This window comes from Pseudomonas sp. GW821-FHT09H03 (assembly GCF_059415945.1).
Genome location: NZ_JBWKOF010000013.1, coordinates 61,935 through 88,203, shown reverse-complemented (window position 1 = coordinate 88,203; position 26,269 = coordinate 61,935). Strand labels below are relative to the sequence as shown.

Genomic DNA, 26,269 nt, shown 5'->3' with positions numbered 1-26,269 from the left:
ATCTTTTGATCCGTTATTCCGGCAGCTCAACCAACCCGTCGACATCCGTCATCGCCCGCTCCAGCAAATCCGCCGGCAAGCTCTTGCTCGCCCGCGCACCCAGCAATTTGAGCTGCTCACTGCGACTGACCAGGTTGCCGCGCCCCTCGGTCAGCTTGTTACGTGCCGAGCTGTAGGCCTTGTCCAGTTGCTGCAGGCGATTGCCAACCTCATCCAGATCCTGAATGAACAGCACGAACTTGTCGTACAGCCACCCGGCGCGCTCGGCAATTTCCCGGGCGTTCTGACTCTGGCGCTCCTGCTTCCACAGGCTGTCGATGACACGCAGGGTCGCCAGCAGCGTGGTCGGGCTGACGATCACGATGTTCCGGTCGAACGCTTCCTGGAACAGCGCCGGCTCTGCCTGCAACGCCGCTGAAAATGCCGCCTCGATGGGTACGAAAAGCAATACGAAATCCAGGCTGTGCAGACCGTCCAGGCGCTTGTAATCCTTGCCGGCCAAGCCTTTGACGTGACTGCGCAGGGACAGCACATGCTGCTTGATGGCGATCTGGCCGATGGCCTCGTCTTCAGCCGCCACATATTGCTGGTAGGCCGTGAGGCTGACCTTGGAATCGACCACTACCTGCTTGTCGCCCGGCAGGTAGATGATCACGTCGGGCTGGAAGCGCTCGCCGTCAGGGCCCTTGAGGTTGACCTGGGTCTGATACTCGCGCCCCTTCTCCAGCCCCGCATGCTCAAGCACCCGCTCCAGAATCAGCTCGCCCCAGTTGCCCTGGGTTTTTTGCCCTTTCAAGGCGCGGGTCAGATTGGTGGCTTCGTCGCTCAGGCGCAAGTTCAGTTGCTGCAGGCGCTCCAGCTCCTTGGCCAGGGAAAAGCGCTCACGAGCTTCGGCCTGATAGCTTTCCTCGACACGCTTTTCAAAAGACTGAATGCGTTCCTTCAACGGATCGAGTAACTGCCCCAATCGTTGCTGACTGGTTTCGGCAAAACGCTGCTCACGTTCATCAAAGATTTTCCCCGCCAGTTCGGCGAACTGCGCACGCAGTTCATCCCGCGAGCCTTGCAGGTCATTGAGGCGTTGCTGATGGCTTTCCTGTTGCTCGCGCAGCTCGGCATTGAGCGAAGCGGCCCGGGCATCCAGCCGGCGCAATTCGGCCTCTTTACCGGCACGCTCGATATTCCACGCATGGGCAGCATCGCGCGCGTCGTCGCGTTCGATTTGCAGCAGTTCGACCTCACGACGCAGGGCGGCCAGGTCTGCCTGCCTGGCGGCGTTGGCCTGGCTCAGATCACCGACTTCATCACGACTGGCTTCAAGTTGCACATTCAGCCCGTCCTGCGCCAATTGCGCCATGGCCAGCCGCTCTTCCAGCAGCAAGACCTCTGCCTGGCTGGAACTCGCCCGACGCTGCAGTTGCCAGGCCAGTACCAGTAATGGCAACGCAGCCCCTGCCAGACCGAGCAAAACGCTGGTCAAGTCCATAGCCATAGCGACTCCTGCCATTGAAATAAAGCCTGAAGGTTAACCAAGGTGTCAGGTCTTGGACAGCTCAGTCTTCGATCAGACCCAGTTCCTGCTGCGCGCGTCGATCCCCGGCGCGAGCGGCCTGGCGCAAGAGGTCCTGGCCGATTCGACGATCCCGGGCGTTGCCGCACTCACGGCACATCAACTGGCCCAGGCGGCTTTGCGCAGCGACTATGCCTTCGCGGGCCGGTTGCTTGAGCAAACGTCCGGCGATGTGTTTGACGTTAGTGTTTTCGCCCAGGCGCGGGCTATCCAGCAGCCACTCGGCCACGCGCATCGAAAAGCGCTTGGGAGGGGTAACAGTGGAGGGTGTAGAGGAAGTCGAAGGCGTTACTGAGCGAAACTTCATAAAGCACTGTGGGGCAGATCGGAAGGCGCGCCACTTTACTCTCTTTTTCTTACAGGTAAAGCTGAAAAAGCCCCAGCACGCCCGTGCTAGAGCAAGCGCTCGGGACAATCCACAGATCCTGTGGATAACTCAGTGGACAACCCCCCTTGAACCCGCGCAAAGCCCTGTGGAATGGGGCTTACAGTCAAACTGACGATTTTTTCACCAGTAAAAAAAAGCGAGATTTTTCATTGACTTAAATTTTGGTTACAGGCACCCATGATGCTGGAACCCGAGATGACAGTGCGGTGACAGTCTGCGCAACTTATGTGCACAAGTGCCTTCACGACGGTTATATCGGCGCACCAGTTCGGCGCATTTTTTCTGTTTTTTAGGGGATAAGCCCCGAAAACCCGGCGATAAGGCGGCTCACGATGTTACAAACTTCGATGACCGATGGTCGGATTCGGCCCGGATACGGGGTTGGCCAGTCAGTACCACCGCACAACCCATTACGGGCAAAACAGCCAAGCGAACCGTGACGAGCAGACTTTTTCGCTATCACACTTCCATTTACCAATTCAATACGTTAGTATCCGCGGCGTTAGTACCAAGCTGAAAGTCAATTCTGGTCGAACAAATCCCCCCGGTCGGTCTTCCCAACGGAAGGCTCCATCGAACAAGCGGGATCGGCCACCTCGATGGTTTCCAGGTAAATCTTGCGCCAACACAGCCTCTGCCAATGCAAAGGGTGTTGCCAGGCTCACTTACTCTGACCGAACCAGCCTGCAAATTGATCAGGATCTTCACCCCGGGCCCAGAACCTTTGCCCTCGATGTGTTGCCTGCCCTCCTAAGTACCTACCTGCCAGCCCAAGCGCGCCAACTTATCAGCGCTTCAAACTGGCTGCTTTGTTCCAGTCGGGTTCTTCGTTCGATCAATGGTGATCGACGTTACTGGAACGTTTTAACGTTGCACGGTTCTTATCCGTGTCATATGCAGGAACACAATAATGTCTACTCAAATCCACACTCAGGATGCCATTCGCACCCTAACCAACGCTTTTGCTCCAATGAACTGCCTGATCATGGCCGCTCGCAAAGGCTGCTTCAGCTTCACCCTGGTCAACGAACACGGCATCGCCCGTCACAGCGAACGCCTGTACCCCGATCAATACTCCAGCGCCGAGCCGCTGCAGGCCGTGATCGAGCGTACCCGTCAGGCACTCGTTGCCTGAGACGCCAGAAAGGCTGAAAACCTCAAAAGCCCTGCCGAAAATGCGGGGCTTTTTATTGCCCGAGATTTCATGTTTCAAAGCCATCGGCTAAGCACCAACCGATATAACGGTTATAACTGTCCGGCAGAAATATTTTAAAAACAGGCCTTTACAGCACGAATATGACACTACACTTCAACTCAAGCGGCCCGTCCGCTTCCGGCGAGCCTGAGCCGATCCATTGCTGCCAAAGCCCATTCAGGTATCGCCGCCCAATTCGGTTTTCGAGGGTCTTATGGGTATCGCTGCCAGCGAACTGTGCCGTTATGTGATTCGTCCAACCCTGATTTATCTTGGACGCCATAGCGCAACCGCCGAATCCCTGCTGCTGGGCATCGCCGCCAGTCAGTCAGCCCTTGGCTCCGCCCTGCATGACCGCCGTGGACACGGTTTGTATCGAATCGCTGAACTGCGTCACCAGGCCCTCTGGGACCATTACCTGGCCCTTGATCCCGAACGCGCCAGCCTGGTTCGCGGCCTGGCCAGCCAGCATGCTTTTCTCAGCGGCCCGCACCTGGAACTGACCGTTAATCTGCGTTATGCCACGGCCATTGCCTGGCTACTGATCGAAGAACAGAACACCCCCCTCCCCGCCCCGGATGATTTGCTCGGTATGGCCAGAATCTGGCGCCAGACCTTTCAACCCCAGGGGCGCCTGCGTGATTTTACGTGCGCCTGGCAAACCTGCGTTGCCCCCCTGAATCAAGTCGCTTGCTGACCCACCAGTTTCGCAAGATCGTGCAACAAGTGGCGAATCTGGTCTGATTGTCCTACAAAACCGCTCTAACTCAAGCGTTACAGCCTATGGCGCTGAGACGAAAATGTTGGTAATTTCCGCCCCGGTGATCACCAGGAGTTCTAATAATGAAAAAAGTAATGCTCAAAACCACCCTTAGCCTCGCTGTTGCCATGGCATCCACCCAGATCTTTGCAAGTGGCTTTGCCATCAACGAACAAAGCATCAGCGGGATGGGTACGGGCTTTGCCGGGCGATCTTCCGCAGCAGACGACGCTTCCACCATTTTTGGCAACCCTGCCGGCATGTCCCGCATCAAGCGCGAACAAGTCACCGGCGGTGTTGCAATGCTCGACGCACACACTGACATCAGCCAGGCAAGCTCCTTCCCGAACGGCGGCAGCAACGACGGCGACATGGTACCGTTCATCGCCGTACCCATGGGCTACTACGTCAAGCCAATCGACGACCAGTGGGCTTTCGGTGTGGGCGTTTACGCTCCGTTCGGTCTGGTAACCGACTACGAAAACGGCTTTGCCGGTCGCTACTTCGGCAGCAAGAGCGAAGTTAAAATCGTCACCGTGCAACCGACTGTCAGCTACGCCTTCAACGACAAGGTTTCCGTCGGATTCGGCCCGACCATCAACCGCATCGACGGCACCCTGGAATCGAATCTGTCGATCACCCAGGCCGCGCCGGACGGCAACGTCAAGATCAAAGGTGATGACACTGCGCTGGGCTACAACATCGGCGTGCTGGTGCAAGCCACCGACAGCACCCGTGTCGGCCTGACCTACCACTCGAAAGTGAAGTACAAGCTCGAGGGTGACACCAAGGTCAATTACAACGTGCTGGGCCTGATCGGCCAGAACCCAAGCCAGAAGTACGACGCATCGCTGGACCTGACCACCCCTGAGTCGGTGGACTTCTCGGTCACTCACCAGCTTGACGACAAGTGGACTCTGTACGCAGGCAGCACCTGGACTCGCTGGAGCCGCCTGAAAGAAATCACCGTCGAAAACAAAGGTGTTCCGGGTATTCTGAACGGTCAGTTCGGTACCATCACCGAAGAGCAGAACTGGCACGACACCTGGGCTCACGCCATCGGCGCGTCCTACCAGTTGAACAAGCAATGGGTATTGCGTACCGGTCTGTCCGTTGACCAGGCGCCGACCAACAACGTCGACCGTTCCCCACGCATCCCGACTGGCGATCGCAAGATTTTCAGCCTGGGCGCCGGCTGGAGCCCAACCGACGACCTGACCATCGACGTGGCGTACTCGTACCTGCGCGAAGATTCGGTCAAGGTCAACAACAGCAACGACCGTGGTCAGACCTACAACGCCAAGTATGAAAACTACGCCAACGGTTTCGGTGTCGGTGCGACCTACCGCTTCTGATGATTCCCGGCGAGCCTGAATCGCTCGCCGACCGAATCAAAAAAGCCCCGCTCTCTTGTACAGAGGCGGGGCTTTTTAGTGGGCGCAGTTCAGGGTTTGGAGGCCAGAGCCTGCTCCACTGCGGCAATGAACTCGGGGTCGTCAGGTTTTGTCAGGCTGGAAAAACTGGCAATCACATTGCCCTTGCGATCGATCACGTACTTGTAGAAGTTCCACTTCGGCGCGCTGCTCTGCTCGGCCAGGACCTTGAACAGGTGCGTCGCATCTGCGCCTCGCACCGGTTGCGGCTCGGTCATGGTGAAAGTCACGCCGTAATTGACGTAACAGACCTTGGCAGTCTCGGCGCCATCCTTGGACTCCTGCTTGAAGTCATTGGAGGGCACGCCGATCACCTCCAGCCCCTGGCCCTTGTAGCGCTGATTGAGCGCCTCAAGGCTTTTGAACTGCGGCGCGAAACCGCAGAAGCTGGCGGTATTGACCACCACCAACGGCTTGCCCTCGAACCGCTGGCACAGGTCGATGGATTCCTTGGCGCGCAGCTTTGGCAGTGAGCCCTGCAGCAGCTCCGGGCACTCGCCCGCGTGGGCCAGCCCGGTCATCGCCACCAGCAACGCAGGAACTGCAATCCAGCGCATCAGCATGTCGGTGCATCCTTATCAAGTAGTCAAAAACGAAGTTACTCGCCCTCGCCGCTTGCTAGCAAGCACCCATCCCCAACTGCATCAGCGCCAGCCCGCCCTCATGCCAGCCCCACCAGGACAACGCCAGCAGCAAGGCGCAGACGGCCGCTACAGCGATGCGCGGCCAGAGACTGTTCATATCGCCCCCACCTGCGCTTGCAGACGCGCTACCGGTCGCTCACGCACCGGCCAGTTCAGGGCGGCGGCCAACAGGCTCAAGAGAATCGCCATTTGCCAGATCAAGTCATAACTCCCGGTTCGGTCGTACACGACCCCGCCCAGCCAGCCACCGAGGAACGCGCCGAGCTGGTGAAACAGGAACACTATGCCGCCGAGCATGGACAGGTTTCGCACACCGAACAAGGTCGCCACGGTACCGTTGGTCAATGGCACGGTAGACAACCACAGGAAGCCCATCGCCATGCCGAACAGATAGGCCGTGGTGGTGGTGACCGGAGCCCACAGGAATAGCGTGATGACCACTGCCCGCAGCAGGTACAAACCGGTGAGCAAACGCGGTTTGGACATGCGCCCGCCCAGCCAGCCGGCGGTGTAGGTACCGAAGATGTTGAACAGGCCGATCAGCGCCAGCACCGTGGTGCCGACCGTCGCCGGAAGATGTTGATCCACCAGATAGGCCGGCAGGTGCACGCCGATGAACACCACCTGAAAGCCGCAGACAAAAAAGCCGAACGCCAGCAGCCAGAACCCGGAGTGGGAGCAGGCTTCGCGCAGTGCTTCACCCAGAGTCTGTTCATGGCCCAATACCGGCAACGGCTTGTCCTTGAGCATGCTCACCAACGGTACGATCAGCGCCACCAACAGACCCAGCACCAGCAAGGCCGCCGACCAACCCAGCCAGCCAATCAGCCCCAGGGTGCCAGGCAACATGGCGAACTGACCGAAAGAGCCAGCGGCACTGGCGATGCCCATGCCCAGGCTGCGCTTCTCCGGCGGCACTGCGCGGCCGACTACGCCAAGAATCACCGAGAATGAAGTGCCGGACAAACCGATGCCGATCAGCAGACCGGCACTCAAGGACAGGGTCAGCGGCGAGTCGGAAAGCGCCATGCAGATCAATCCTGCCGTGTAGAACACGCCACCGATCAATACCACTTTCGCCGCGCCGAAGCGGTCGGCCAGGGCGCCGGTGAAGGGCTGGGCCAGCCCCCAGATCAGGTTCTGCAAGGCGATCGCAAAGGCAAAGACTTCACGCCCCCAGCCGAACTCTGCGCTCATCGGCGCCAGAAACAGCCCGAAGCCATGTCGCACTCCCAGAGACAACGCAAGGATCAGCGCACTCCCCAACAGAACCCAACCGCACGTACGCCACATCGATGTCATTGTTCTTCTCCGGTGCGGGTATATACCCGCTTAAGATCGAACAAACTGGCATCAAGCCAGTTCGTCCAACAGCTTCAACAATATTTCGCGCTTCTCGGCGCCCAGCCGATCGACCAGGCGTTGCTGCGCCGCTTCCCAGGCCGGCAATGCCGCCGCAAGGCGTTCGGCACCGGCGTCGGTCAGCAGGACAATGCGGTTACGCATGTCTTCGCCCTCGACCAGCGTCACCAGACCTTCGCCTTCCAGCACCCGCAAGTTACGCCCCAGGGTGCTGCGATCCAGCCCCATGGCCTCGGCCAGGGTGGAAATACTCGGCTGATCCAGGCGCTGCAGGTTGCACAGCAAAGAATACTGGGCAACGTTGATCCCGAAGCCGTCGAGAGCGCCGTCGTAATGCCTGCTGACGCCACGGGCGGCGCGACGCAGGTTGATGCATAAACATTGGGAATCGAGCATGGTGCGTGTATATACCCGTGAATCGGTTAAATCAAGATACAGGATTGCACAGAAGATCAAAAGATCGCAGCCTGCGGCAGTTCCTACAGGGCAACGCGGTCCCTGCTGGGGCTGCCGCAGGCTGCGATCTTTTAAACCTTCAGGTCAACGCCAACCCCACCAGCACCCCAACCTCCAGCAGTTCGAGCAACGCTCCAGCCGTGTCGCCCGTCGTCCCGCCTAATCGCCGTACCATTACTTGGCGCAACCAGACGAATCCAATAGCCGCCAACACCACTGCCACTACACCGCTCAAACCGCCGATCAGCACACACGCCAGCCCGCTAGCCGCCAGTACCCGCCAACCCGCCGCACGCGGCAGATGGTCAGCCAATGCCTGACCCAAACCTGCGGCGCGAACATAGGGGGTACTCAGGAATAGCCCGAGCATTGCACTGCGCCCGATCAAGGGCACAATAATCAGCGCAACCGCCTGCTGCTGCTCGAACAACGCCAGCAGCGCAGCAAATTTCAGCAGCAACACCAACACCAGCGTGACCACCGCGATCGGCCCGCTACGCGGGTCTTTCATGATGGTCAGCGTACGCTCACGGTCGCCAAAACCGCCGAGCCAGGCATCGGCGCTATCCGCCAGGCCATCCAGATGCAGCCCGCCGCTGAGCAGTACCCAAACGCTCAGCAGTAACGCCCCGTGCAGCAACGTCGGTATGCCCAGTAACAGCCAGTTCACCACCCACAGAATGGCGCCAAAGAGCAATCCCACCAGCGGATAAAACAGCAGCGACCGCCCCAACTCCCGGGGCTGCGGCATGCCCGGCAGACGAATCGGCAGGCTGCTGAGAAACTGCAGGGCAATCCAGAACGGCAACATGGTCAGAGCGCTTCCCTTAACAATCCACCGGGCTCCACCGTCAGCGAAAACAGCGCCCCATGCCCCACTTCAACGTTGAGCAACTGCTCGCGGGGCAACCCCCGGGCCTGCGCCAGCAACAGGCGCATGACACCGCCGTGGCTGATCAGCAACACCCGCTCGCCTGCGCAGTTCGCGTGCAACCGCTCGATCGCTGCCAGCACCCGGGTCGCAAAGTCTGTGACCGGCTCCCCCTGGGGCGGCGTGAACAAATACGGATTCGCCCAGAACAGGCCGAGGGCTTGTGCATCGGTTTGCATCAACGCCGCAGCGCTCTGCCCTTCCCAAGTACCGAAGTGCAGCTCCTGCAGATCCTTTTCCAGCTGCACGGGCACAGTCAATTGCTCGCCCAGCTCTTGCGCGAATAGCGCACAACGCTGCAGGGGCGAACTGATCAGTCGATCCCACGGGCCCTGCTCAATTACCGCCGCGCGCATCTGCGCCCAGCCCGTGGCGGTCAGGGCATCGTCGAGGCTGCCACGCAGGCCGCCGCCGAGCTCGGTTTCGCCGTGGCGCAGCAGATCCAGGCGCAAGGTCATGCCGGACGATCCGCCACTGCGGCTTCGGCGAACGTCGCCATCTGCCCGTGCAGGTCACACGCCAGACGCAACAACGGCACAGCCAGAGCCGCGCCACTGCCTTCGCCCAGGCGCAGACCGAGATCGAGCAAGGGGTGCGCGTTCAAGGTCTCCAGCACATGGCGATGACCCGGCTCGGCTCCCCTGTGAGCAAACAGCAGCCACTGACGACACTCAGGGTTCAAGCGCACCGCGACCAGCGCAGCGACACTGCAGATGAAGCCGTCCACCAGCACCGCAATACCTTCCTGCGCGCACGCCAGATAGGCACCCACCAGCGCCGCGATTTCAAAACCACCCAGGTTGAACAGGGTCTGCAAGGCATCGCCACGCTGCGCATGGTGCAGCGCCAACCCACGCTCGATAACCTGCGCCTTATGGCTGACACCTGCGGCATCGAGCCCGGTGCCCGGCCCGGTCAAATGGGTCACAGGGCAATCGAGCAAAGCACAGGCCAGGGCGCTGGCCGCTGTGGTGTTGCCGATGCCCATTTCGCCACCGATGAACAATTGTGTGCCCGCCGCTTTGGCCCGCTGCACGCTGTCACGACCGGCCTGCAAAGCCAGTTGGCCCTGGGAACCGGTCATCGCTGGCCCCTGCACAAAGTTTGCCGTGCCGGCGCCGATGTTCAAGTGCCGCACGCCCGGCAGATTGAGCGTCGGCGTGATCGTGCCCAGATCAACCACTTCAAGGGAGGCGCCCAACTGCCGCGCCAGCACACTGATTGCCGCGCCACCGCTGACGAAGTTGTGCAGCATCTGCCCGGTGACTGCCTGGGGAAACGCCGACACCCCCTCGGCGACTACGCCGTGGTCGCCGGCGAAAATGGCGATCCATAGCTGATCCAGGCTCGGTTTGACCCGCCCTTGCAAACCGGCAAGCTGCACTGCCACCGACTCCAGCTCACCGAGAGAACCCGCCGGCTTGGTCAGTTGCTGTTGGCGCGCCTGCGCCTGTTCGAGCACTTGCGCATCGATCGGCTGGCACGGGTTCAGCCACCAGGATTGAGTCATAACGCAGTTCCTTTCAGAGTCAGGGGCAGGCCCGCCACGGTCAGCACGACTCGCTGACAGCGCTCGGCCAGGGCTTGATGCAGCCAACCGGCTTCATCGACGTAGCGGCGAGTCAATTCGCCCAGTGGCACGACACCCATTCCGGTTTCGTTGCTGACAAAAATGACTTCACCCGGCAAGGAAGCCAGGCAGTCGAGCAAGGCTTCGCGCTCGGCGTGCAGGCGTTCGGGGTTGTCGAGCATCAACAGGTTGGTCAGCCACAAGGTCAGGCAATCCACCAGCAGGCAACGGTCACTGCCGGCGTTTTCGCTCAGGACCCGGGCCAGTTCCAGGGGTTCTTCGACCAGCGCCCATTCGGCGGGACGGCGGGCGCGGTGGTGGGCCACGCGATCGCTCATTTCACCGTCCAAGGGCTCGCTGGTGGCGATGTAGGTCACCTGAAGCTGACTGTCTGTTGCCAGTTTTTCGGCCAGGCGACTTTTGCCGGAGCGCGCGCCGCCGAGGATCAGTTGGAGCATGGTTCATTCCTTAAGAACTTCGGTGAGGATGCAGGCCTATTCGCGGGCAAACCCGCTCCCACAAGGATCGGGGCTGTTCACAACTTTGGGCACAATCACCGACCCGGTGGGAGCGGGTTTGCCCGCGATGGCGCCCTCAAACTCACCTCAAATCCCACAGAGTTGCCGCAGCTGTCGGGTATCCAGATGCTTCTCCACCAGATCCGCCAAGCGCTCGATATCGCGTTCGCGCAAGGCGTGGTAATCCACCTCCTGTACATCCTGCAAACCTGCCCAGCGCAACAGCGCGCTGCACGCCGCCGGCGACTCGAACAGGCCATGCAGATAGGTGGCGAAGATCTGTCCGTCGGCGCTTTGCGCACCATCACAGCGACCGTCATCGAGTTGCACCGCTGCGCTTTCCAGGGCCGGCCCGGTGGTCACGCCGGCGTGAATCTCATAGCCGGCAACCGGCGCATCTTCCAGCGCCAGGCGACCGCGCACATTGCGCAACTGTTTCTCTTGTTCGAGCTGCGTCTGGAATGCCAGCAAGCCCAGGCCGGCGCTGGAGCCCGGCGCCCCTTCGAGGCCGAGCGGGTCGTGCACTTGCTCGCCGAGCATTTGCAGGCCGCCACAGATGCCCAGCAACTTGCCGCCGTAACGCAGGTGGCGGGCGATAGCGCTTTCCCAGCCGTTGGCGCGCAGATGAGCGAGGTCGCTGCGCACACTTTTCGAGCCGGGCAGAATGATCAGGTCGGCAGGCGGTATGGCCTGGCCGGGGCCGATGAATTGCAGGTCCACCTGCGGATGCAAGCGCAAAGGATCGAAATCGGTGTGATTACTGATGCGCGGCAGCACCGGCACCACGACTTTCAGGACCTGGTCGGCCTTGGCGGTCTGGCGCTGATCGATGCCGTCCTCAGCCTCCAGGTGCAGATCCATCACATACGGCAGGACGCCGATCACCGGCTTGCCGGTGCGTTGTTCCAGCCAGTCTAGACCCGGTTGCAGCAAGGCGATGTCACCGCGAAAACGGTTGATGATGAACCCCTTGACCCGCGCCTGCTCGCTCGCCGACAGCAGTTCCAATGTGCCCACCAGATGGGCGAACACGCCACCGCGATCGATGTCGGCAATCAGCACAACCGGGCAGTCCACCGCTTCGGCAAACCCCATGTTGGCAATGTCACCGGCCCGCAGATTGATTTCGGCCGGAGAGCCCGCGCCTTCGACCATGACCAGCGGATACGCCGCGCTCAGGCGCTCGTGGGAGGCCAGCACCGCCTGCATGGCGATGGTCTTGTAGTCGTGATAGGCGACAGCGTTCATGGAGGTGACCGCACGGCCATGAATGATTACCTGGGCGCCGGTGTCGCTGTTGGGCTTGAGCAGCACCGGGTTCATGTCAGTGTGCGGTTCGAGGCCGGCGGCCTGGGCCTGCACCGCTTGCGCGCGGCCGATCTCGCCACCGTCGGCGGTCACGGCGCTGTTGAGGGCCATGTTCTGCGGCTTGAACGGCACCACTCTCACACCCTGGCGCGTAACCCAGCGGCATAGCGCGGTCACCAGTGTGCTTTTGCCGGCATCCGACGTGGTGCCTTGCACCATCAGCGTGGTCATTGATTTTCCTTGGCGTAATCTTCAAAAGCCTGCGCCAGGCGCACCCAGTCAGCTTCTTCACCAGGCAAGCCGAAGCGCAGGCTGCTGTTGTGGGTGAACAAGCGCAGGAGAATGCCGCGCCGGGCCATGAACTCATGCAGCTCTTCGGCGCGCTCGGTGACCAGCCACTGGAACAAAGCGCAACCACCCTGAGGTTTGAAGCCGTATTGGTCCAGCAGCGCGGCGAGACGTTCGCTGGCCTCCTCGGCGCGCACTCGCTGCCTGATTTGCGCTTGCGTATCTCGCAGACAGGCTTCACCGACCACCCGGGTTGGCCCGCTGACCGCCCATGGCCCCACTTGCTCGGCCAGCAACTTGAGCAGCCTGCGCTCGGCCAGCACGAAGCCCAGGCGCACACCGGCCAGACCAAAAAACTTGCCGAACGAACGCAATACAATCAAACCGACCTGGTGGGCAAATGGCGCCAAACTCAGTTGCGGCGTGTTGTCCATGAAAGCCTCGTCCACCACCAACCAGCCACCGCGCTGAGCCAGTCGCGAGTGCCAGTCGAGCAAGCGAGCGGGCGTCAGGCTCAACCCCGTGGGGTTATTCGGATTAACCACCACCAGCACGTCGAGGCTGTCCAGGAAGAAGTCGACTTCATGCTCCAGCACTTCGCGCACGATGTAACCGTTGCGACGCCATGCTTCGGCATGCTCGGCGTAACAGGGCGACAACACGCCGACCTTGCCCGCACGACGCAAGCGCGGCAGCAGTTGAATGGCCATTTGCGAGCCGGCCACCGGCAAGGCCTGCAAGGTGCCGTAATAATCGCAGGCAGCCTGCTCCAGTCCATCGTCGGTTTCCGGCAAGCGCGCCCAAGCCCGCAACGGAATGTCCGGCACCGCAAAAGGCCAGGGGGCAAGGCCGGTGGACAGGTCGAGCCATTCGGCTTCGTCTATGCAGTAATCGAGCGCCGCCTTGCGCAATCGTCCACCGTGCTCAAGCATAAAATTCGGCCCCTATGCACAGGATCAGCAGCCATAACCATACCCCGCGCTGGACCAATTGCCAGCCCCGGTCGATCGAGTCGGCATCCGCCGGCAAGCCTTCGCCCAACTGTGGACGCTGATGCAGTTCGCCGTGATAAATCGCCGCCCCACCCAGCTCCACGCCCAGCGCCCCGGCTCCCGCCGCCATCACCGGACCGGCGTTGGGGCTGTCCCAGGTCGGCCCCTGGGTGCGCCAGCATTTAAGTGCCAGCCGGGTTTTGCCAAGCACAGCGTAAGTCAACGCCACCAGCCGCGCAGGGATGTAGTTGAGAACGTCGTCGATCTTCGCCGCTGCCCAGCCGAAGCGCTCGAAGCGCTCATTGCGATAACCCCACATCGCATCCAGGGTGTTGCTCAAACGATAGAGCACGACGCCCGGCGCTCCGGCCACGGCAAACCAGAACAACGCGGCGAACACCGCGTCACTGCCGTTTTCCAGCACTGACTCGGTGGCGGCACGGGCGACCTCGGTTTTATCCAGGTCAGTGGTCTTGCGGCTGACCAGATAGCTCACCCGGGTGCGCGCCTCCTCCAGGTCATCCCTGCGCAGCGCTCTGGCAACTGGCTCTACATGCTCGCCGAGACTGCGCATGCCGAGCGCGCAATAAAGCGCGAGGATCTCGACAATCCAGCCAACATAAGGCGCCCAGGAAAATGCGGTGGCCAGCAGAGTCAGCGGCAATACGGCGATCACCCAGGCGGTGACGCCATGGCTGCGCCAGCCACGCCCACCACCATTGAAACGTTGCTCGACGCGCTCGGCAAAACGGCCGAACGCCACCAGCGGATGCCAGCGTTTGGGTTCACCCAGCAGCGCATCCAGCGCCACTGCGGCGACACTCAACAACGCCACACTCATTGACTCACTCCCCAATAATTTTCGTACAGCAGTTCGCTCAACGGACGCGCTTGCGCCCAGCCTTCGAGTACCAGCATCGGCGCTGGATAGAATTCTTTGACCGGCCCCAGGCACAGCACCGCGAGGGGTTTGGCGCCGGGTGGCAATTTCAGTAGATCGGCCAGCGCCTGCGGTTCGAACAGAGATACCCAGCCCATGCCCAGCCCTTCGGCGCGGGAGGCCAGCCACAGGTTCTGAATGGCGCAGGACAACGACGCCATGTCCATTTCCGGCAGGGTGCGGCGGCCGAAGATATGTCGCTCGCGATCATCCATCAGCGCGGCGACCAGCACTTCGGCGCAATCGCTGATGCCTTCGACCTTGAGTTTCATGAACTCATCGCTGCGCTCGCCGAGTGCTTCGGCGGTGCGGATACGTTCTTCTTCCACCAGTTGCCGGATCTGCCCGCGCAGCGTTCTGTCGCCGATGCGGATGAAACGCCATGGCTGCATCAGGCCGACGCTGGGTGCCTGGTGTGCGGCTTCGAGCAGGCGCCGGAGCAGTTCGGGCTCGACGGTGCCGCCGCTGAAATGGCGCATGTCGCGGCGTTCGGCGATGGCGCGGTAGACGGCGGCGCGTTCGGCTTCGGAAAAGGCGTTGTCAGTCATGGCCTCTTCGCGGGCAAGCCCGCTCCCACAGGGTTCTGCATTTCTTCAGGCAATACATCAATCCTTGTGGGAGCTGGCTTGCCAGCGAAGGCGGCTTCAGGCTCGGGGGCAAATAGTGCGGCAATCGCTGATGGGTTGGATGGAAAATAGAAGTGCACGTAGGAAGCCGTCATCCGCCCCTCGCGATAAACCGCCTCGGCCCCACGTCCGCCATTCGGGCTCAAGCCTCGGGCAATCGGCTCAAGTCCAGTGGTGGTCAGCGAATGGTGATACGTGTGCCCACGCAGCACGCCCTCTGGCAACTCCACCGCTTGCAACGCCAGCGCCGCCAGACGCTTTTGCATGACAGCCTCACCCGGCAACAAACCGACCAGTTCGGCGCGGGTGCCCTCGACATCAGTCAACGAGTCGAGCAGGTAAAGCATGCCGCCACACTCGGCCAATAGCGGTTTACCAGCTGCATGGTGGGCGCGGATCGCCGCCAGCATCGACGTGTTCCGCGACAGCGCCACGTGATGCAATTCCGGATAACCGCCCGGCAGATACAAACTGTCCGCCTCAGGCAAACCACTGTCGCGGATCGGCGAAAAGAATGACAACTCGGCGCCCATCGCGCGCAGCAGATCCAGGCTCGCGCCGTAGGTGAAGGCAAAGGCTTCATCACGGGCGATGGCAATGCGCACGCCGGCCAGTAACGGTTCGACTTCAAGCACATCGGGAGTCGCAAACTCTACCGCCGGTGGCAGCGCTACTTCGCAACTGCTGGCCAGGGCGTCGGCCGCGGCATCGAGACGCAAGTCGAGATCGTTCAATTCACTGGCCTGGACAAGTCCCAGGTGCCGGCTCGGCAACTCGATCCCGGTCTCACGGGACAAGGCACCATACCAGCGCAACCCTTCGGTGAGGCTGCCTTCGAGCAATTGCGCGTGACGCTGGGTGCCCACGCGGTTGGCCAGCACTCCGGCAAACGGCAAGTCCGGTTGATAACGCGCCAGACCCAGGGCCAGCGCGCCAAACGACTGCGCCATGGCGGTGCCATCGATGACACCCAACACTGGCACACCAAAATGCCGGGCCAGATCGGCACTGGACGGCGTGCCATCGAACAGGCCCATGACCCCTTCGATAAGGATCAGGTCGGCCTCGCCGGCGGCTTCCCACAACAGGCGACGACTGTCCTGTTCACCGACCATCCACATGTCCAGTTGATACACCGGCGCACCGCTGGCGCGTTCGAGGATCATCGGATCGAGAAAGTCGGGTCCGCACTTGAACACCCGCACCTTGCGTCCTTGATTGCGATGCAAGCGGGCCAGCGCGGCGGTGACGGTGGTCTTGCCCTGACCGGAAGCCGGCGCGGCAATCAGCACCGCCGGACAATGACGGGATTGCTTCACAGCTCGACGCCTTTCTGCGCCTTGATCCCGGCCTGGAAGGCGTGCTTGATCATGCCCATTTCGGTGACGGTGTCGGCCAGCTCGATCATTTCCGCTTTCGCGGCGCGGCCGGTAACCACCACGTGTTGCATGGGCGGACGGGCCTGCAGGTCGCTGAGCACCAGATCGAGGTCGAGGTAGCCGTGCTTGAGGGCGATATTCAATTCATCGAGTACTACCAGGCCTATGGCAGGGTCACGCAGCAGCTCGCGGCAAACCTGCCACGCCGCTTGCGCGGCGGCGATGTCGCGCTGGCGGTCCTGGGTTTCCCAGGTGAACCCCTCGCCCATCACATGAAAGCGCACCTGCTCGGGGAAACGCCGGAAGAACAGTTCTTCTCCGGTGCTGTTGCGTCCCTTGATGAACTGCACCACGCCGCATTGCATGCCATGGCCCATGGCGCGCGCGAGCATGCCGAAAGCCGAACTACTCTTGCCTTTGCCGTTGCCGGTCAACACCAGCAACAGGCCGCATTCATTCGGGGAATTGGCGATGCGTTCGTCGATCACGGCTTTTTTGCGCTGCATGCGCGCCAGGTGACGTTCGTCACGATCGGGGGTATCAGTCATGGGGGAGCTCTCCGTTGAGTCTGGATAACGGCGGGCAGGCACAAGAATAGGTGGCAACAAGCCTGGCATCGCCCACCGTGATGCCACTGGATGAATCAGGCCGGTCTCCGGGCTCATGAGCGGCTTTGCGCCAGGCTGCGCGCCTTCCCATGTCGACAATGGACACAGTGGCTCAAGGCGCAGCTTTCACTCATTTACCGTTGCGGGGGCAGCGCCGGGATTGTGGGCTTTCGAACCCATCGAAGGCTCACTCACCGGCTTCCCTGTTTCACTCTGTCGACCCAAGCCACAGAGCACCTGAAACAAGCCGCGAAGGTTAGAGGGTTGGGGGTGGAGCGTCAATTAAAGCCGGGACGCTGGAGAGCAATTAAGTGCGCTGATCAATAATCCGACAGCGATCTTGTGCCTTGGCCCCAGCAGTGATATCAAAGCGCCATAAATTTACTACACAATAACAAGGGTGAACCCCATGCAAGGCATGATCATCAGCAATCCGAAGCTGGAATTCCTGCGCCCGGCGCTGGAACGCTGGTTCGACTGCATCGACCGTTACAACGCCATACGCGGCGACGGTGAAACGCCGTACTGGCACGACGAAAAGGCCAATCTTGGATTGCTCTCCGTGGCAGCCTGGATGGCCGAAATGGTCACCCTGCAACAGACGCAAACCCGCAAACAGACCGAAGAAGGCGAACGCAACAGCCGCGCCGATCTGTTTCTCGCGACACCCGACACCCGTGCCTACATCCAGACCAGCCAGCGCTGGCCACGGGTCAACAGCCTCAATGTGACTCAGGCATTGCTCGACGTCACCAGCGATGCCAGGCGCCTGAGTCATGCCAGCGAGCTGAAACTGGGCTGCCTGTTCGTCGCCCCGCACAAAGCCCAGCAGGGTGCCACGCCGGAAGAGCTGCAGGACATGGTCGACGACCTGCAAAAGGAGCATACCTGCGCCGTGGCTTGGTACTTCCCCTACGCCTATCGCAAGTTGCGCAACGAGGCCGGCAACTACCACCCCGGGATTGCCGTGCTTTTCAAAGAAGCTCGCACCTGAGGCGTTGAACCTTCGCGCGATAACGCTTCTCTATGATTAGAAGAAGGTATTCATAGGGAAGCCCAGCATGCGCACCTCCCAGCTCTTTGTCATGATTACGCTCGTCGGTGGGCTCGCCGCCTGCGGTGAAAGCGCCAGCCTGAAAGTCGCCGACGGCACCGGGCCGTCCCCCCAGCTCCCGCAACCCAACAAAACCCTGCTGCCGACGATGAACATAGCGCCGGCAACAGGCTGGCCGCAGGGCGCGAAACCGGTCGCCGCGACAGGAACTCAAGTGGCGGCGTTCGCCGAAAACCTGGACCACCCTAGATGGCTGTACGTGCTGCCCAACGGCGACATTCTGGTGGCGGAAACCAATGCGCCACCCAAACCCGATGATGGCAAGGGCGTTAAAGGCTGGGTAATGAAGAAGGTCATGGGTCGCGCGGGTGCTGGCGTACCGAGCCCGAATCGAATCACATTGTTGCGCGACAAGGACCACGACGGCGTTGCCGAAACCCGCACAGTGTTCCTGCAAAACCTCAACTCGCCGTTTGGCATGACCCTGGTCGGCAACGACCTGTACGTGGCCGACACCGACCGCCTGCTGCGTTTTCACTATGAAACCGGCGATACGGTGATCAAGGCGCAACCAATCAAAGTGCTCGACCTGCCGGGCGGCACGCTGAATCACCACTGGACCAAAAACGTCATCGCCAGCAAGGACGGTAGCAAGCTGTACGTTACCGTTGGCTCCAACAGCAACGTCGCCGAACACGGCATGGACAAGGAAGAGGGTCGCGCGGCGATCTGGGAAGTCGATCGCACCACCGGCAACCAGCGGATTTTCGCCTCCGGCCTGCGCAACCCCAACGGTATGGACTGGGAACCGAAAAGTGGCGCGCTGTGGACGGCGGTGAACGAGCGGGACGAGATCGGCAGCGACCTGGTGCCGGACTACATTACCTCGGTCAAGGACGGTGGCTTTTACGGCTGGCCGTACAGCTACTACGGCCAGCACGTCGACGTTCGCGTAGACCCGCAAAACCCGCAACTGGTGGCCAAGGCCATTGCTCCGGATTATGCCGTCGGCCCGCACACGGCCTCCCTGGGCCTGACCTTCGCCGAGGGCAGCAAGCTGCCTGCGCCATTTACCCAGGGTGCTTTCATCGGCCAGCATGGCTCATGGAACCGTAAGCCGCACAGTGGCTACAAAGTGATTTTCGTGCCCTTCAACGCTGGCAAACCCGCCGGGCCGCCGGTTGATGTGCTGACCGGCTTCCTGAATGACGAGGAGCAAGCCATGGGTCGGCCGGTAGGCGTGGTGATAGACCGGCAGGGTGACTTGCTGGTGGCCGATGACGTGGGGAACAAGGTGTGGCGGGTGTCGGCGGTCAAATAACCGCGACGCGCCCTTAACTGTAGGAGCGAGCATGCTCCGGGCGGCGTTCCGACGATGAACTCAAGAACACCGCGGGGTATCAGACTCCCCGCGTTATCGTTAACGCCCATCGCGAGCATGCTCGCTCCTACAGAGGGGCGCTAGCGTTTGCGGCAAAGGGTAAGCCCATCCCCCAACGGCAACAACGACAGATCCACCCGGGCATCCTCCTTCAACGCACGATTGAGCGTCTGGATGGCACGGGTGTCCGCACTCTCGGGATCGCTCTCCAGCACCCGCCCACTCCACAGCGTGTTATCGAAAACCACCAACCCGCCTGATCGCAACAAACCCAAGGCATGCTCCAGGTATTGCGGGTAATTGGCCTTGTCAGCGTCGATGAATACCAGGTCGAACTGCCCGCCCTGCCCTTGCCGTTCAAGCTCGGCCAGGGTTTGCAGCGCCGGCGCCAGGCGCAGGTCAATCCGCTCGGCGAGGCCGGCCTCCTGCCAGTAACGGCGTGCGGTAGCGTTGTAGTCCCCCGGGATATCACAGCAAATCAACGCACCGTCCGCCGGCAAAGCCGCCGCCATGCACAGCGCGCTATAACCGGTAAAGGTGCCAACCTCCAGCACACGCCTGGCACCGGTCAGTTTCACCAGCAGAGCAAGAAACTGCCCCTGCTCCGGTGCCACCTGCCAACGCGCCATGGCTAACGCCTGGGTTTCATCGCGCAGGCGCTCGAGCAACGGCGTTTCGCGCAGGGAAACATCGAGCAGGTATTGATACAAAGCGTCGTCAAGGTTGAGTGTGCGGGCGGTCATGGCCACAACCTCGGGCTACTACGGATTACGCGCCAGGTGCTCAGGTTCCAGCACACGCTTGGCACTCAGATAGGCCTTCTGCCAATACGCCTTGGACAAACTGTCGAGCTTGACCGTGCCACCCGTGGCCGGTGCGTGCACGAAGCGTCCCTCGCCGACATAAATCCCGGCATGGCTGACCTGGGAGCCGCCATTGGTGGCGAAGAAGATCAGATCGCCGGTCTGCAGGCCTTCCTTGCCCACGTTGGCCGCTCGCATGGAGATCATTTCGCGAGTGGTCCGCGGCAAGGAGATCCCCGTGACATCACGGTACACATAGGCGATCAACCCACTGCAATCAAATCCGGAATCCGGTGTGTTACCTCCCCAGCGATAAGGTGTACCCACAAGGCCCAGGGCGCGAAACAGCACATCTTCCGCTTCAGGTGAAAAGGCTTGTGAGGATCCGAATACGATGGGCGCGCGAACCACCGGCGCAGGAGGCGGTGTGCGACTGGCGCAGGCGCTGAGCAGCGCTGCGAAGCAGATGATTGCGAGGCGGGCCGAGGTCATCATTAGCAGTGCATCCTGATCTGGCTGCGGCTTTTTTCTGCCGGGAGTGCAGAAAAGAAAACCGCCTGCGTGTCACGCAGGCGGTTTGCCATCATTCGTAGATCAGAATTTTAGCGGCTACGCGGCAAACTTCAAGTAAGACTTTAAGTTAACCCTACAAAATGTCGGATTACTTGCGCGCCGTGACGATTGCAGGGCTTGCCGCCGGAGCCATCGCAAGGGCGCGCTTGGCTTCGATGAAGGTCTTGCTCCAGTAGCTGTCGCCCAGGCTATCGATGCGCACACCACCGCTGCGGCGGCTGCTGGAGTGGATGAACTGGTTGTCGCCCAGGTAGATGCCGGCGTGACTGACGCGACCGCGACGACCATTGGTAGCGAAGAACAACAGGTCGCCCGGCTCAAGCTTGCTGCGCGATACCAGCGGCGCATCGACGTTGATCATTTCGCGAGTGGAACGCGGCAGATTCATGCCCGCCTCTTCGCGGAACAGGTAACCGATGAAGCCACTGCAATCGAAGCCGGCTTCTGAGGTACCGCCGAAACGGTAACGGGTACCGATCAGGGACATGCCACGTTCGAGGATGCTGTCAGCCAGAACCGGGAGCTGGTACGACTTGCCATCGGCGAAGTCAGCCAGTTCTTTTTCAGTGGCCAGCTCTTCCTGAAAAACGCTGGAAGACTGGGCGGTAACAGAATTTTTTACCTGCTGTTGCGGGGCTTGCTCGGACACCGGAGTGTGGGCAGCGCAACCAAACAGAAGGGTAACGAGTGCGAGAGGCACGAGGGGTGCGAAGCGATTTAGCATGGGCACGACCGTGGCTGAAGTTGTAAAGAAGCCGAGACTATGCCCGCTATCAACCTCATTTGCAAATTCAATCAATCTTTTTGTGACTTATCAGTTTCTCGTTAACATCTAAGCGCTTAAGCCCATTTTGAAAAGTCGCGCAGCCTGCAACCCTGCAGGAAAGCGTGTTTTCTGGCGCCTGAAATATGCCGAGCCGGCCAAAAGCCCCGGTTTTAGCGGGCTCTACCAGCCCAGGGTTTCTTTGAGGAACGGGATGGTCAGCTTGCGCTGAGCCTGGAGCGAGGCCTGATCGAGACGCTCGAGCAACTCGAACAACGCACTCATGCTGCGGGTACCGCGAGTGAGGATGAAATGCCCGACTTCGTCGGTCAGGTGCAGACCGCGACGTGAAGCGCGCAATTGCAGGGCACGCAATTTGTCTTCATCGGAAAGCGGACGCATCTGGAAAATCAGCGCCAGGGTCAGGCGGGATTTGAGATCCGCCAGCTTGACCGGCAATTCGCGAGGCGAGGTCGATGCTGCAATCAGCAGACGTCGGCCACTGTCGCGCAAGCGATTGAATAGATGAAACAGTGCTTCTTCCCAGTCGGCTTTTCCGGCCACCGCCTGCAGATCATCCAGACAGACCAGCTCGTATTGTTCGAGGTTGTCGAGAATCTCAATGCCGCGATCGAGCAATTCAGCCAGCGGCAGATACACCGCAGGCTCCCCCAACTGTTCGAAACGCAGGCAAGCCGCCTGCAACAGATGCGTACGCCCTACCCCGTCCTTGCCCCAGAGGTAGATCAGGCTCTCGGTCCAGCCGGCGTCGGCTTCGCACAGCCGCTCGACATAGCCGAGTGCAGCGGCGTTGGCGCCTGGGTAATAGTTGATAAAGGTGGCGTCGTCACGCAGACGCACACCTAGGGGCAGCTGAATCGGTTTCATGCTGACTGAACAGTTCCAAAGGAACCGTTAGTGGCCTCTGTGTAAAGTTTGCGAAGTTTATACCCGTGAAGCTGGCCGCACAATGCGACAGACCACAAGCAAAATCAAAGGTTTGCGTTAACGCACTGGTTTTATGACAGTTTCTTTGGCGGTACATGTGACAGTCAGATGACGGACAAGGGCCACCCCGGCATCAAACCGGGTAGCCCGATGAACCCCGGCGACAACCTTATTGCCCAGGCCCCTCTACGTTGCCATAGGCATTTGAAACCTTATATAGGTCATGCATATGTCGCACCAGCACCATGATCACCGCCGCAACGGGCAACGCCAGCAGCACGCCGGTAAATCCGAACAGCTCACCACCGGCCAGAATCGCGAAGATCACTGCCACCGGGTGCAGGCCAATCCGGTCGCCCACCAACAGCGGCGTCAGCACCATGCCCTCCAGCGCCTGGCCGACCATGAAGACGGCGGCGATGCCCATCATCGGATACAGATCGCCACCAAACTGGAACAGACCCGCGATCAATGCCGCGCCAATGCCGATGATAAACCCCATGTACGGCACAATCGCGGCCAGGCCGGCAATCATCCCGATCAACAGCCCCAGCTCCAGGCCCACCAGCATCAGGCCGGCGGAGTAAATCACGCCCAATGCCACCATCACCAGCAACTGCCCGCGAATGAACGCACCGAGTACTTCATGGCATTCATCCGCCAGGGCGACAACGCGCTCTTCGCGATCACGGGGCAGCAGGCCGCGGATCTTGGCCATCATCAGATCCCAATCGCGCAGCAGGTAAAAACTGACCACCGGAATCAACACCAGATTGGCCAGCCAGCCAATCAACGCCAGGCCTGAAGCCGTTGCTTGCGTGAGTACCACGCCGACAATGTCGGATGTCTGGCCCACATGCTCGCTGATTGCCGCCTTGAGCTTGTCGAATTTCCAGAAACCTTCCGACAATCCGAACTTCGATTGCGCCCAGGGCAACGCCGTATGCTGCAGCCAGTCGAGCATTTGCGGCGCCAGCTCATACAAATGAAACAGCTGCCTGGCAAGCATTGGCACCAGCACCAACAGCAGCGCGCTGAAGATCAGGGTAATCAGCGCAAACACCGCGACCACGCTCCAGGTCCGTGACAACCCGGCCTTCTCCAGCCGGTCGACCACCGGATCAAACAGATAAGCCAGCAGCAACGCCACCAGGAACGGCGTCAGGATCGGATGCAGCAACCAGATAAAACCACAAAGCAGGAACACCCCACCAAGCCAAAACCACTGCCGCGTATCGGCCATGCACAACTCCTGCTTTTATATAAGGGAAGAAAAACTACCAGCGAAAACTCAACTGAGGCGTAGGCGCAGGCGCAGGCACAACAGCCGGTGCCGAACCGTCTGCCGCAGGCTGAGCCGGGGCTGGCGGCGCACTCACCGGCTGCTCCTGCAACCTCGCCAGCGACAGTTGCGCACGCAACTGGTCGGCGCTGCCATTGACCCGATAGAGAATCCGCTCGCCATTGACGCTTTGCACACGCCCGCCAAAGGGCTCCAGCAACCGCCCAAGCGTCGCATACCGCTCAAGGTTCATGCCCTGAACCTCGAGCAATTGCTGCCCCGTAGCGCCCGGCTTGGCGACGAATCGCGGCGCCAGGCGCTCGTTGACCGCCAGCATGACTGCATCGGCCACACCGGCCTGATCAGCACCCTGAACGCTGCCTGCCTCTTTCTGGTCGCCCAGCCACAGCCGCCAATTGGCTTGCCATTGCCCACCTTCCTCACGGGCATGCACCGCCAGCAACGCATCGGCGTTGTAGCGCTCGGAGGCAGCATGCAAAGGCGCCGGATCGGCGCTTTCCAGGTTCGGCGCGGTGGCTACTATCTGCTCATTCAGGTCCGCCAGCGGCAGACGCAAGGGCAAACCACGGTGTTGGGCCGCCCGCCGCAGCGCCGCCGCGCTGGCCTGACCGTCACCCACCAGGCTGGTTCCCTCGGCAGATTCGTTCAGCCACCAGCCCAGGATCGACGGCCGATTAGCGCCCCACATGGGTAATCCGGCACGGCGCAAGGCCTGCTCGGTGGTGCCCGGATCGAAATCGACTTTCAACACTTCCGGTGGTCCGGCATCAAAGCCGTACTGGCTGATGATTTGCTGAGGGTCTTTGCGAATGGCCGCCAAACCCGGACTTTGCGCGGCTTTTGGATCGCCGGTCAGGCGCACCACCAGCGTATCGAGTGCCCGCTGAGTGGCCTGATCGCGCTCCTCTGCGGACTGCCCATTCACCGGCTCGCGCACCTGATAAAGGCCTTTGACGGTTTCTGCATGGCTGATCAGGCTGAACAAGGACAGACAACCCACAAACAAGAATTTACATAAACGCATGGAAGATTCCTGAAGACAAGAGCGGCTGGAACTGACCGCATGAAGACAATAGAGCAAGGCTGTGACCCTCGCCCGACGCAAAACATTCACAGGTACCGGGTAAGTTTTCGCACTGTCATAACGATAGCCGGTTAATTGCGATACCTTTATACAGCCGTGCAGGATGCCACCGACACCGAGTCTGTAGCGGTTTTTTTAAGCGGATATGACCCTGTGGTCGGCCTGAGGATGGCCGCTGCGGCTCAAGCCTGATAAAATCGCGCGCCTTCGCAGACCGGCAACAGCCGGGCAGTGTCCGAATAGCGTGCAAGGCTCTCGCCTACGCAGTTTCGGCGTTCCCGCTGGGCTCGGTCGTTACCCAGAAATCCCCCCTAAAGGCCTGGATCATGAGCAAGCAACCCTCCCTGAGCTACAAGGACGCCGGTGTAGACATCGACGCCGGTGAAGCATTGGTCGAACGCATCAAGAGCGTCGCCAAGCGCACTGCGCGCCCGGAAGTCATGGGCGGCCTGGGCGGTTTCGGCGCCCTCTGCGAAATCCCGGCTGGCTACAAGCAGCCTGTGCTGGTTTCCGGTACCGACGGCGTCGGCACCAAGCTGCGCCTGGCACTGAACCTGAACAAGCACGACAGCATCGGCATCGACCTGGTTGCCATGTGCGTCAATGACCTGGTGGTGTGCGGCGCCGAGCCGCTGTTCTTCCTCGACTACTACGCCACCGGCAAACTGAACGTCGACACCGCTGCTCAGGTTGTGACCGGTATCGGCGCAGGCTGCGAACTGTCGGGATGCTCCCTGGTCGGCGGTGAAACCGCTGAAATGCCGGGCATGTACGAAGGCGAAGACTACGACCTGGCCGGCTTCTGCGTCGGCGTCGTGGAAAAATCCGAAATCATCGACGGCTCCAAAGTCGCTGCCGGCGATGCCCTGCTCGCCCTGCCGTCTTCCGGCCCGCACTCCAACGGTTACTCGCTGATCCGCAAGATCATCGAAGTGTCCGGTGCCGACATCGAAAACACCCAGCTCGACGGCAAGCCCCTGACCGACCTGCTGATGGCCCCGACCCGTATCTACGTGAAGCCGCTGCTCAAGCTGATCAAGGAAACCGGCGCTGTCAAAGCCATGGCCCACATCACCGGTGGCGGCCTGCTGGACAACATCCCGCGCGTTCTGCCAAAAGGCGCCCAGGCGGTGGTTGACGTGGCGAGCTGGACCCGCCCGGCAGTGTTCGACTGGCTGCAAGAGCAAGGCAACGTCGACGAAAACGAAATGCACCGCGTGCTGAACTGCGGTGTGGGCATGGTCATCTGCGTGGCTCAAGAGCACGTAGAAACCGCCCTGAAGGTTCTGCGCGAAGCCGGCGAACAGCCATGGGTCATCGGTCAGATCTCCACCGCTGCCGAAGGCGCGGCCCAGGTCGAACTGAAGAACCTCAAGGCACACTGATGCAAGA

Annotated in this window: 28 protein-coding genes and 1 riboswitch; of the genes, 6 read left to right on the top strand and 22 right to left on the bottom strand. The window is 60.8% G+C overall.

The features are described 5' to 3' along the window. Positions 1-13: 13 nt before the first annotated feature. Positions 14-1,378, bottom strand: coding sequence for a DNA recombination protein RmuC (locus tag AC07OG_RS19095; protein ID WP_495067853.1), 1,365 nt, complete (start codon positions 1,376-1,378; stop codon positions 14-16). A gap of 175 nt (positions 1,379-1,553) precedes the next feature. Then, positions 1,554-1,877, bottom strand: a complete 324-nt coding sequence (locus AC07OG_RS19090; RefSeq protein WP_082457525.1) for an SEL1-like repeat protein — start codon at positions 1,875-1,877, stop codon at positions 1,554-1,556. 991 nt (positions 1,878-2,868) lie between these two features. Between AC07OG_RS19090 and AC07OG_RS19085 the strand changes: the two genes are divergently transcribed. The 3 genes from AC07OG_RS19085 to AC07OG_RS19075 all read left to right on the top strand — a co-directional run bounded on the left by AC07OG_RS19085 (position 2,869) and on the right by AC07OG_RS19075 (position 5,268). Further along, a complete protein-coding gene (locus tag AC07OG_RS19085) occupies positions 2,869-3,093 on the top strand; it encodes a hypothetical protein (protein WP_007898912.1) in 225 nt (74 codons plus the stop codon). Between the two features lie 274 nt (positions 3,094-3,367). Next, the gene (locus tag AC07OG_RS19080) at positions 3,368-3,850 is read left to right on the top strand and encodes a hypothetical protein (RefSeq protein ID WP_495067783.1); all 483 of its coding nucleotides are present in this window, start codon (positions 3,368-3,370) and stop codon (positions 3,848-3,850) included. Positions 3,851-3,996: 146 nt separating this feature from the next. After that, on the top strand, positions 3,997-5,268 hold the full coding sequence (locus AC07OG_RS19075) for an OmpP1/FadL family transporter (protein ID WP_060541510.1): 1,272 nt from the start codon (positions 3,997-3,999) through the stop codon (positions 5,266-5,268). Between the two features lie 89 nt (positions 5,269-5,357). Here the strand turns inward: AC07OG_RS19075 and AC07OG_RS19070 are convergent, their stop codons facing one another. The 14 genes from AC07OG_RS19070 to cobO form a co-directional block, all read right to left on the bottom strand. Further along, positions 5,358-5,909 (bottom strand): glutathione peroxidase, encoded by a 552-nt coding sequence (locus AC07OG_RS19070; protein ID WP_218425131.1) that lies wholly within the window; start codon positions 5,907-5,909, stop codon positions 5,358-5,360. Between the two features lie 55 nt (positions 5,910-5,964). Further along, on the bottom strand, positions 5,965-6,087 hold the full coding sequence (locus AC07OG_RS19065; RefSeq protein WP_495067782.1) for a hypothetical protein: 123 nt from the start codon (positions 6,085-6,087) through the stop codon (positions 5,965-5,967). Next, positions 6,084-7,292 carry an MFS transporter gene (locus AC07OG_RS19060; protein ID WP_495067781.1) on the bottom strand — a complete coding sequence of 403 codons (1,209 nt, stop codon included), beginning with the start codon at positions 7,290-7,292 and terminating at the stop codon, positions 6,084-6,086. Before AC07OG_RS19060 ends, AC07OG_RS19065 begins: the two co-directional genes overlap by 4 nt. 51 nt (positions 7,293-7,343) lie before the next feature. Continuing rightward, positions 7,344-7,748, bottom strand: coding sequence for a MarR family winged helix-turn-helix transcriptional regulator (locus tag AC07OG_RS19055; protein WP_060541507.1), 405 nt, complete (start codon positions 7,746-7,748; stop codon positions 7,344-7,346). A 139-nt stretch (positions 7,749-7,887) separates the two neighbouring features. Then, the gene (locus AC07OG_RS19050) at positions 7,888-8,619 is read right to left on the bottom strand and encodes an adenosylcobinamide-GDP ribazoletransferase (RefSeq protein ID WP_495067780.1); all 732 of its coding nucleotides are present in this window, start codon (positions 8,617-8,619) and stop codon (positions 7,888-7,890) included. A gap of 2 nt (positions 8,620-8,621) precedes the next feature. Further along, positions 8,622-9,197: an alpha-ribazole phosphatase family protein gene (gene cobC, locus AC07OG_RS19045; protein WP_495067779.1), complete on the bottom strand. Its 576-nt coding sequence runs from the start codon at positions 9,195-9,197 to the stop codon at positions 8,622-8,624. Continuing rightward, on the bottom strand, positions 9,194-10,249 hold the full coding sequence (cobT, locus tag AC07OG_RS19040; RefSeq protein ID WP_060541504.1) for a nicotinate-nucleotide--dimethylbenzimidazole phosphoribosyltransferase: 1,056 nt from the start codon (positions 10,247-10,249) through the stop codon (positions 9,194-9,196). Before cobT ends, cobC begins: the two co-directional genes overlap by 4 nt. Then, positions 10,246-10,767, bottom strand: a complete 522-nt coding sequence (cobU, locus tag AC07OG_RS19035; RefSeq protein ID WP_495067778.1) for a bifunctional adenosylcobinamide kinase/adenosylcobinamide-phosphate guanylyltransferase — start codon at positions 10,765-10,767, stop codon at positions 10,246-10,248. Before cobU ends, cobT begins: the two co-directional genes overlap by 4 nt. Positions 10,768-10,914: 147 nt before the next feature. Further along, positions 10,915-12,366, bottom strand: a complete 1,452-nt coding sequence (locus tag AC07OG_RS19030) for a cobyric acid synthase (RefSeq protein ID WP_495067777.1) — start codon at positions 12,364-12,366, stop codon at positions 10,915-10,917. After that, entirely contained in the window at positions 12,363-13,355 is a 993-nt protein-coding gene (cobD, locus tag AC07OG_RS19025; protein ID WP_495067776.1) for a threonine-phosphate decarboxylase CobD, read from the bottom strand. The genes AC07OG_RS19030 and cobD overlap by 4 nt, the downstream gene beginning before the upstream one ends. Beyond that, the gene (gene cbiB / locus AC07OG_RS19020) at positions 13,348-14,256 is read right to left on the bottom strand and encodes an adenosylcobinamide-phosphate synthase CbiB (RefSeq protein WP_495067775.1); all 909 of its coding nucleotides are present in this window, start codon (positions 14,254-14,256) and stop codon (positions 13,348-13,350) included. The genes cobD and cbiB overlap by 8 nt, the downstream gene beginning before the upstream one ends. Continuing rightward, positions 14,253-14,903 (bottom strand): 5,6-dimethylbenzimidazole synthase, encoded by a 651-nt coding sequence (gene bluB, locus AC07OG_RS19015; RefSeq protein WP_495067774.1) that lies wholly within the window; start codon positions 14,901-14,903, stop codon positions 14,253-14,255. Before bluB ends, cbiB begins: the two co-directional genes overlap by 4 nt. Continuing rightward, on the bottom strand, positions 14,900-16,300 hold the full coding sequence (locus tag AC07OG_RS19010; RefSeq protein ID WP_495067773.1) for a cobyrinic acid a,c-diamide synthase CobB: 1,401 nt from the start codon (positions 16,298-16,300) through the stop codon (positions 14,900-14,902). The genes bluB and AC07OG_RS19010 overlap by 4 nt, the downstream gene beginning before the upstream one ends. After that, positions 16,297-16,908, bottom strand: a complete 612-nt coding sequence (gene cobO / locus AC07OG_RS19005) for a cob(I)yrinic acid a,c-diamide adenosyltransferase (RefSeq protein ID WP_060541497.1) — start codon at positions 16,906-16,908, stop codon at positions 16,297-16,299. The genes AC07OG_RS19010 and cobO overlap by 4 nt, the downstream gene beginning before the upstream one ends. Positions 16,909-16,989: 81 nt before the next feature. Then, positions 16,990-17,224: riboswitch (cobalamin riboswitch) on the bottom strand. A 153-nt stretch (positions 17,225-17,377) separates the two neighbouring features. Between cobO and AC07OG_RS19000 the strand changes: the two genes are divergently transcribed. Together AC07OG_RS19000 and AC07OG_RS18995 are read left to right on the top strand one after the other, a co-directional pair. After that, entirely contained in the window at positions 17,378-17,962 is a 585-nt protein-coding gene (locus AC07OG_RS19000; protein WP_495067772.1) for a hypothetical protein, read from the top strand. A gap of 67 nt (positions 17,963-18,029) precedes the next feature. Next, the gene (locus AC07OG_RS18995) at positions 18,030-19,343 is read left to right on the top strand and encodes a PQQ-dependent sugar dehydrogenase (RefSeq protein ID WP_495067771.1); all 1,314 of its coding nucleotides are present in this window, start codon (positions 18,030-18,032) and stop codon (positions 19,341-19,343) included. A gap of 140 nt (positions 19,344-19,483) precedes the next feature. Here AC07OG_RS18995 and AC07OG_RS18990 read toward each other — a convergent pair whose 3' ends face one another. From AC07OG_RS18990 to AC07OG_RS18965, 6 genes are all read right to left on the bottom strand, one after another. Next, entirely contained in the window at positions 19,484-20,146 is a 663-nt protein-coding gene (locus AC07OG_RS18990; protein ID WP_495067770.1) for a class I SAM-dependent methyltransferase, read from the bottom strand. An 18-nt stretch (positions 20,147-20,164) separates the two neighbouring features. Continuing rightward, a complete protein-coding gene (locus tag AC07OG_RS18985) occupies positions 20,165-20,701 on the bottom strand; it encodes a C40 family peptidase (RefSeq protein ID WP_060541493.1) in 537 nt (178 codons plus the stop codon). Positions 20,702-20,867: 166 nt separating this feature from the next. After that, the gene (locus AC07OG_RS18980; protein WP_060541492.1) at positions 20,868-21,503 is read right to left on the bottom strand and encodes a C40 family peptidase; all 636 of its coding nucleotides are present in this window, start codon (positions 21,501-21,503) and stop codon (positions 20,868-20,870) included. A gap of 222 nt (positions 21,504-21,725) precedes the next feature. Continuing rightward, a complete protein-coding gene (gene hda / locus AC07OG_RS18975; RefSeq protein ID WP_007898944.1) occupies positions 21,726-22,430 on the bottom strand; it encodes a DnaA regulatory inactivator Hda in 705 nt (234 codons plus the stop codon). A gap of 229 nt (positions 22,431-22,659) precedes the next feature. After that, positions 22,660-23,733, bottom strand: coding sequence for an AI-2E family transporter (locus AC07OG_RS18970; protein ID WP_495067769.1), 1,074 nt, complete (start codon positions 23,731-23,733; stop codon positions 22,660-22,662). Between the two features lie 34 nt (positions 23,734-23,767). Next, entirely contained in the window at positions 23,768-24,817 is a 1,050-nt protein-coding gene (locus tag AC07OG_RS18965; protein ID WP_495067768.1) for a DUF2066 domain-containing protein, read from the bottom strand. Between the two features lie 386 nt (positions 24,818-25,203). Between AC07OG_RS18965 and purM the strand changes: the two genes are divergently transcribed. After that, the gene (gene purM / locus AC07OG_RS18960) at positions 25,204-26,262 is read left to right on the top strand and encodes a phosphoribosylformylglycinamidine cyclo-ligase (protein ID WP_060541489.1); all 1,059 of its coding nucleotides are present in this window, start codon (positions 25,204-25,206) and stop codon (positions 26,260-26,262) included. The last annotated feature ends 7 nt before the right edge of the window (positions 26,263-26,269 follow it).

Coding starts and splice junctions, on each gene's coding strand:
- AC07OG_RS19090 (WP_082457525.1), bottom strand. CDS start 1,877: ATGAAGTTTCGCTCAGTAACGCCTTCGACTTCCTCTACACCCTCCACT.
- AC07OG_RS19085 (WP_007898912.1), top strand. CDS start 2,869: ATGTCTACTCAAATCCACACTCAGGATGCCATTCGCACCCTAACCAAC.
- AC07OG_RS19080 (WP_495067783.1), top strand. CDS start 3,368: ATGGGTATCGCTGCCAGCGAACTGTGCCGTTATGTGATTCGTCCAACC.
- AC07OG_RS19075 (WP_060541510.1), top strand. CDS start 3,997: ATGAAAAAAGTAATGCTCAAAACCACCCTTAGCCTCGCTGTTGCCATG.
- AC07OG_RS19070 (WP_218425131.1), bottom strand. CDS start 5,909: ATGCTGATGCGCTGGATTGCAGTTCCTGCGTTGCTGGTGGCGATGACC.
- AC07OG_RS19065 (WP_495067782.1), bottom strand. CDS start 6,087: ATGAACAGTCTCTGGCCGCGCATCGCTGTAGCGGCCGTCTGCGCCTTG.
- AC07OG_RS19060 (WP_495067781.1), bottom strand. CDS start 7,292: ATGACATCGATGTGGCGTACGTGCGGTTGGGTTCTGTTGGGGAGTGCG.
- AC07OG_RS19055 (WP_060541507.1), bottom strand. CDS start 7,748: ATGCTCGATTCCCAATGTTTATGCATCAACCTGCGTCGCGCCGCCCGT.
- AC07OG_RS19050 (WP_495067780.1), bottom strand. CDS start 8,619: ATGTTGCCGTTCTGGATTGCCCTGCAGTTTCTCAGCAGCCTGCCGATT.
- cobC (WP_495067779.1), bottom strand. CDS start 9,197: ATGACCTTGCGCCTGGATCTGCTGCGCCACGGCGAAACCGAGCTCGGC.
- cobT (WP_060541504.1), bottom strand. CDS start 10,249: ATGACTCAATCCTGGTGGCTGAACCCGTGCCAGCCGATCGATGCGCAA.
- cobU (WP_495067778.1), bottom strand. CDS start 10,767: ATGCTCCAACTGATCCTCGGCGGCGCGCGCTCCGGCAAAAGTCGCCTG.
- AC07OG_RS19030 (WP_495067777.1), bottom strand. CDS start 12,366: ATGACCACGCTGATGGTGCAAGGCACCACGTCGGATGCCGGCAAAAGC.
- cobD (WP_495067776.1), bottom strand. CDS start 13,355: ATGCTTGAGCACGGTGGACGATTGCGCAAGGCGGCGCTCGATTACTGC.
- cbiB (WP_495067775.1), bottom strand. CDS start 14,256: ATGAGTGTGGCGTTGTTGAGTGTCGCCGCAGTGGCGCTGGATGCGCTG.
- bluB (WP_495067774.1), bottom strand. CDS start 14,903: ATGACTGACAACGCCTTTTCCGAAGCCGAACGCGCCGCCGTCTACCGC.
- cobO (WP_060541497.1), bottom strand. CDS start 16,908: ATGACTGATACCCCCGATCGTGACGAACGTCACCTGGCGCGCATGCAG.
- AC07OG_RS19000 (WP_495067772.1), top strand. CDS start 17,378: ATGCAAGGCATGATCATCAGCAATCCGAAGCTGGAATTCCTGCGCCCG.
- AC07OG_RS18995 (WP_495067771.1), top strand. CDS start 18,030: ATGCGCACCTCCCAGCTCTTTGTCATGATTACGCTCGTCGGTGGGCTC.
- AC07OG_RS18990 (WP_495067770.1), bottom strand. CDS start 20,146: ATGACCGCCCGCACACTCAACCTTGACGACGCTTTGTATCAATACCTG.
- AC07OG_RS18985 (WP_060541493.1), bottom strand. CDS start 20,701: ATGATGACCTCGGCCCGCCTCGCAATCATCTGCTTCGCAGCGCTGCTC.
- AC07OG_RS18980 (WP_060541492.1), bottom strand. CDS start 21,503: ATGCTAAATCGCTTCGCACCCCTCGTGCCTCTCGCACTCGTTACCCTT.
- hda (WP_007898944.1), bottom strand. CDS start 22,430: ATGAAACCGATTCAGCTGCCCCTAGGTGTGCGTCTGCGTGACGACGCC.
- AC07OG_RS18970 (WP_495067769.1), bottom strand. CDS start 23,733: ATGGCCGATACGCGGCAGTGGTTTTGGCTTGGTGGGGTGTTCCTGCTT.
- AC07OG_RS18965 (WP_495067768.1), bottom strand. CDS start 24,817: ATGCGTTTATGTAAATTCTTGTTTGTGGGTTGTCTGTCCTTGTTCAGC.
- purM (WP_060541489.1), top strand. CDS start 25,204: ATGAGCAAGCAACCCTCCCTGAGCTACAAGGACGCCGGTGTAGACATC.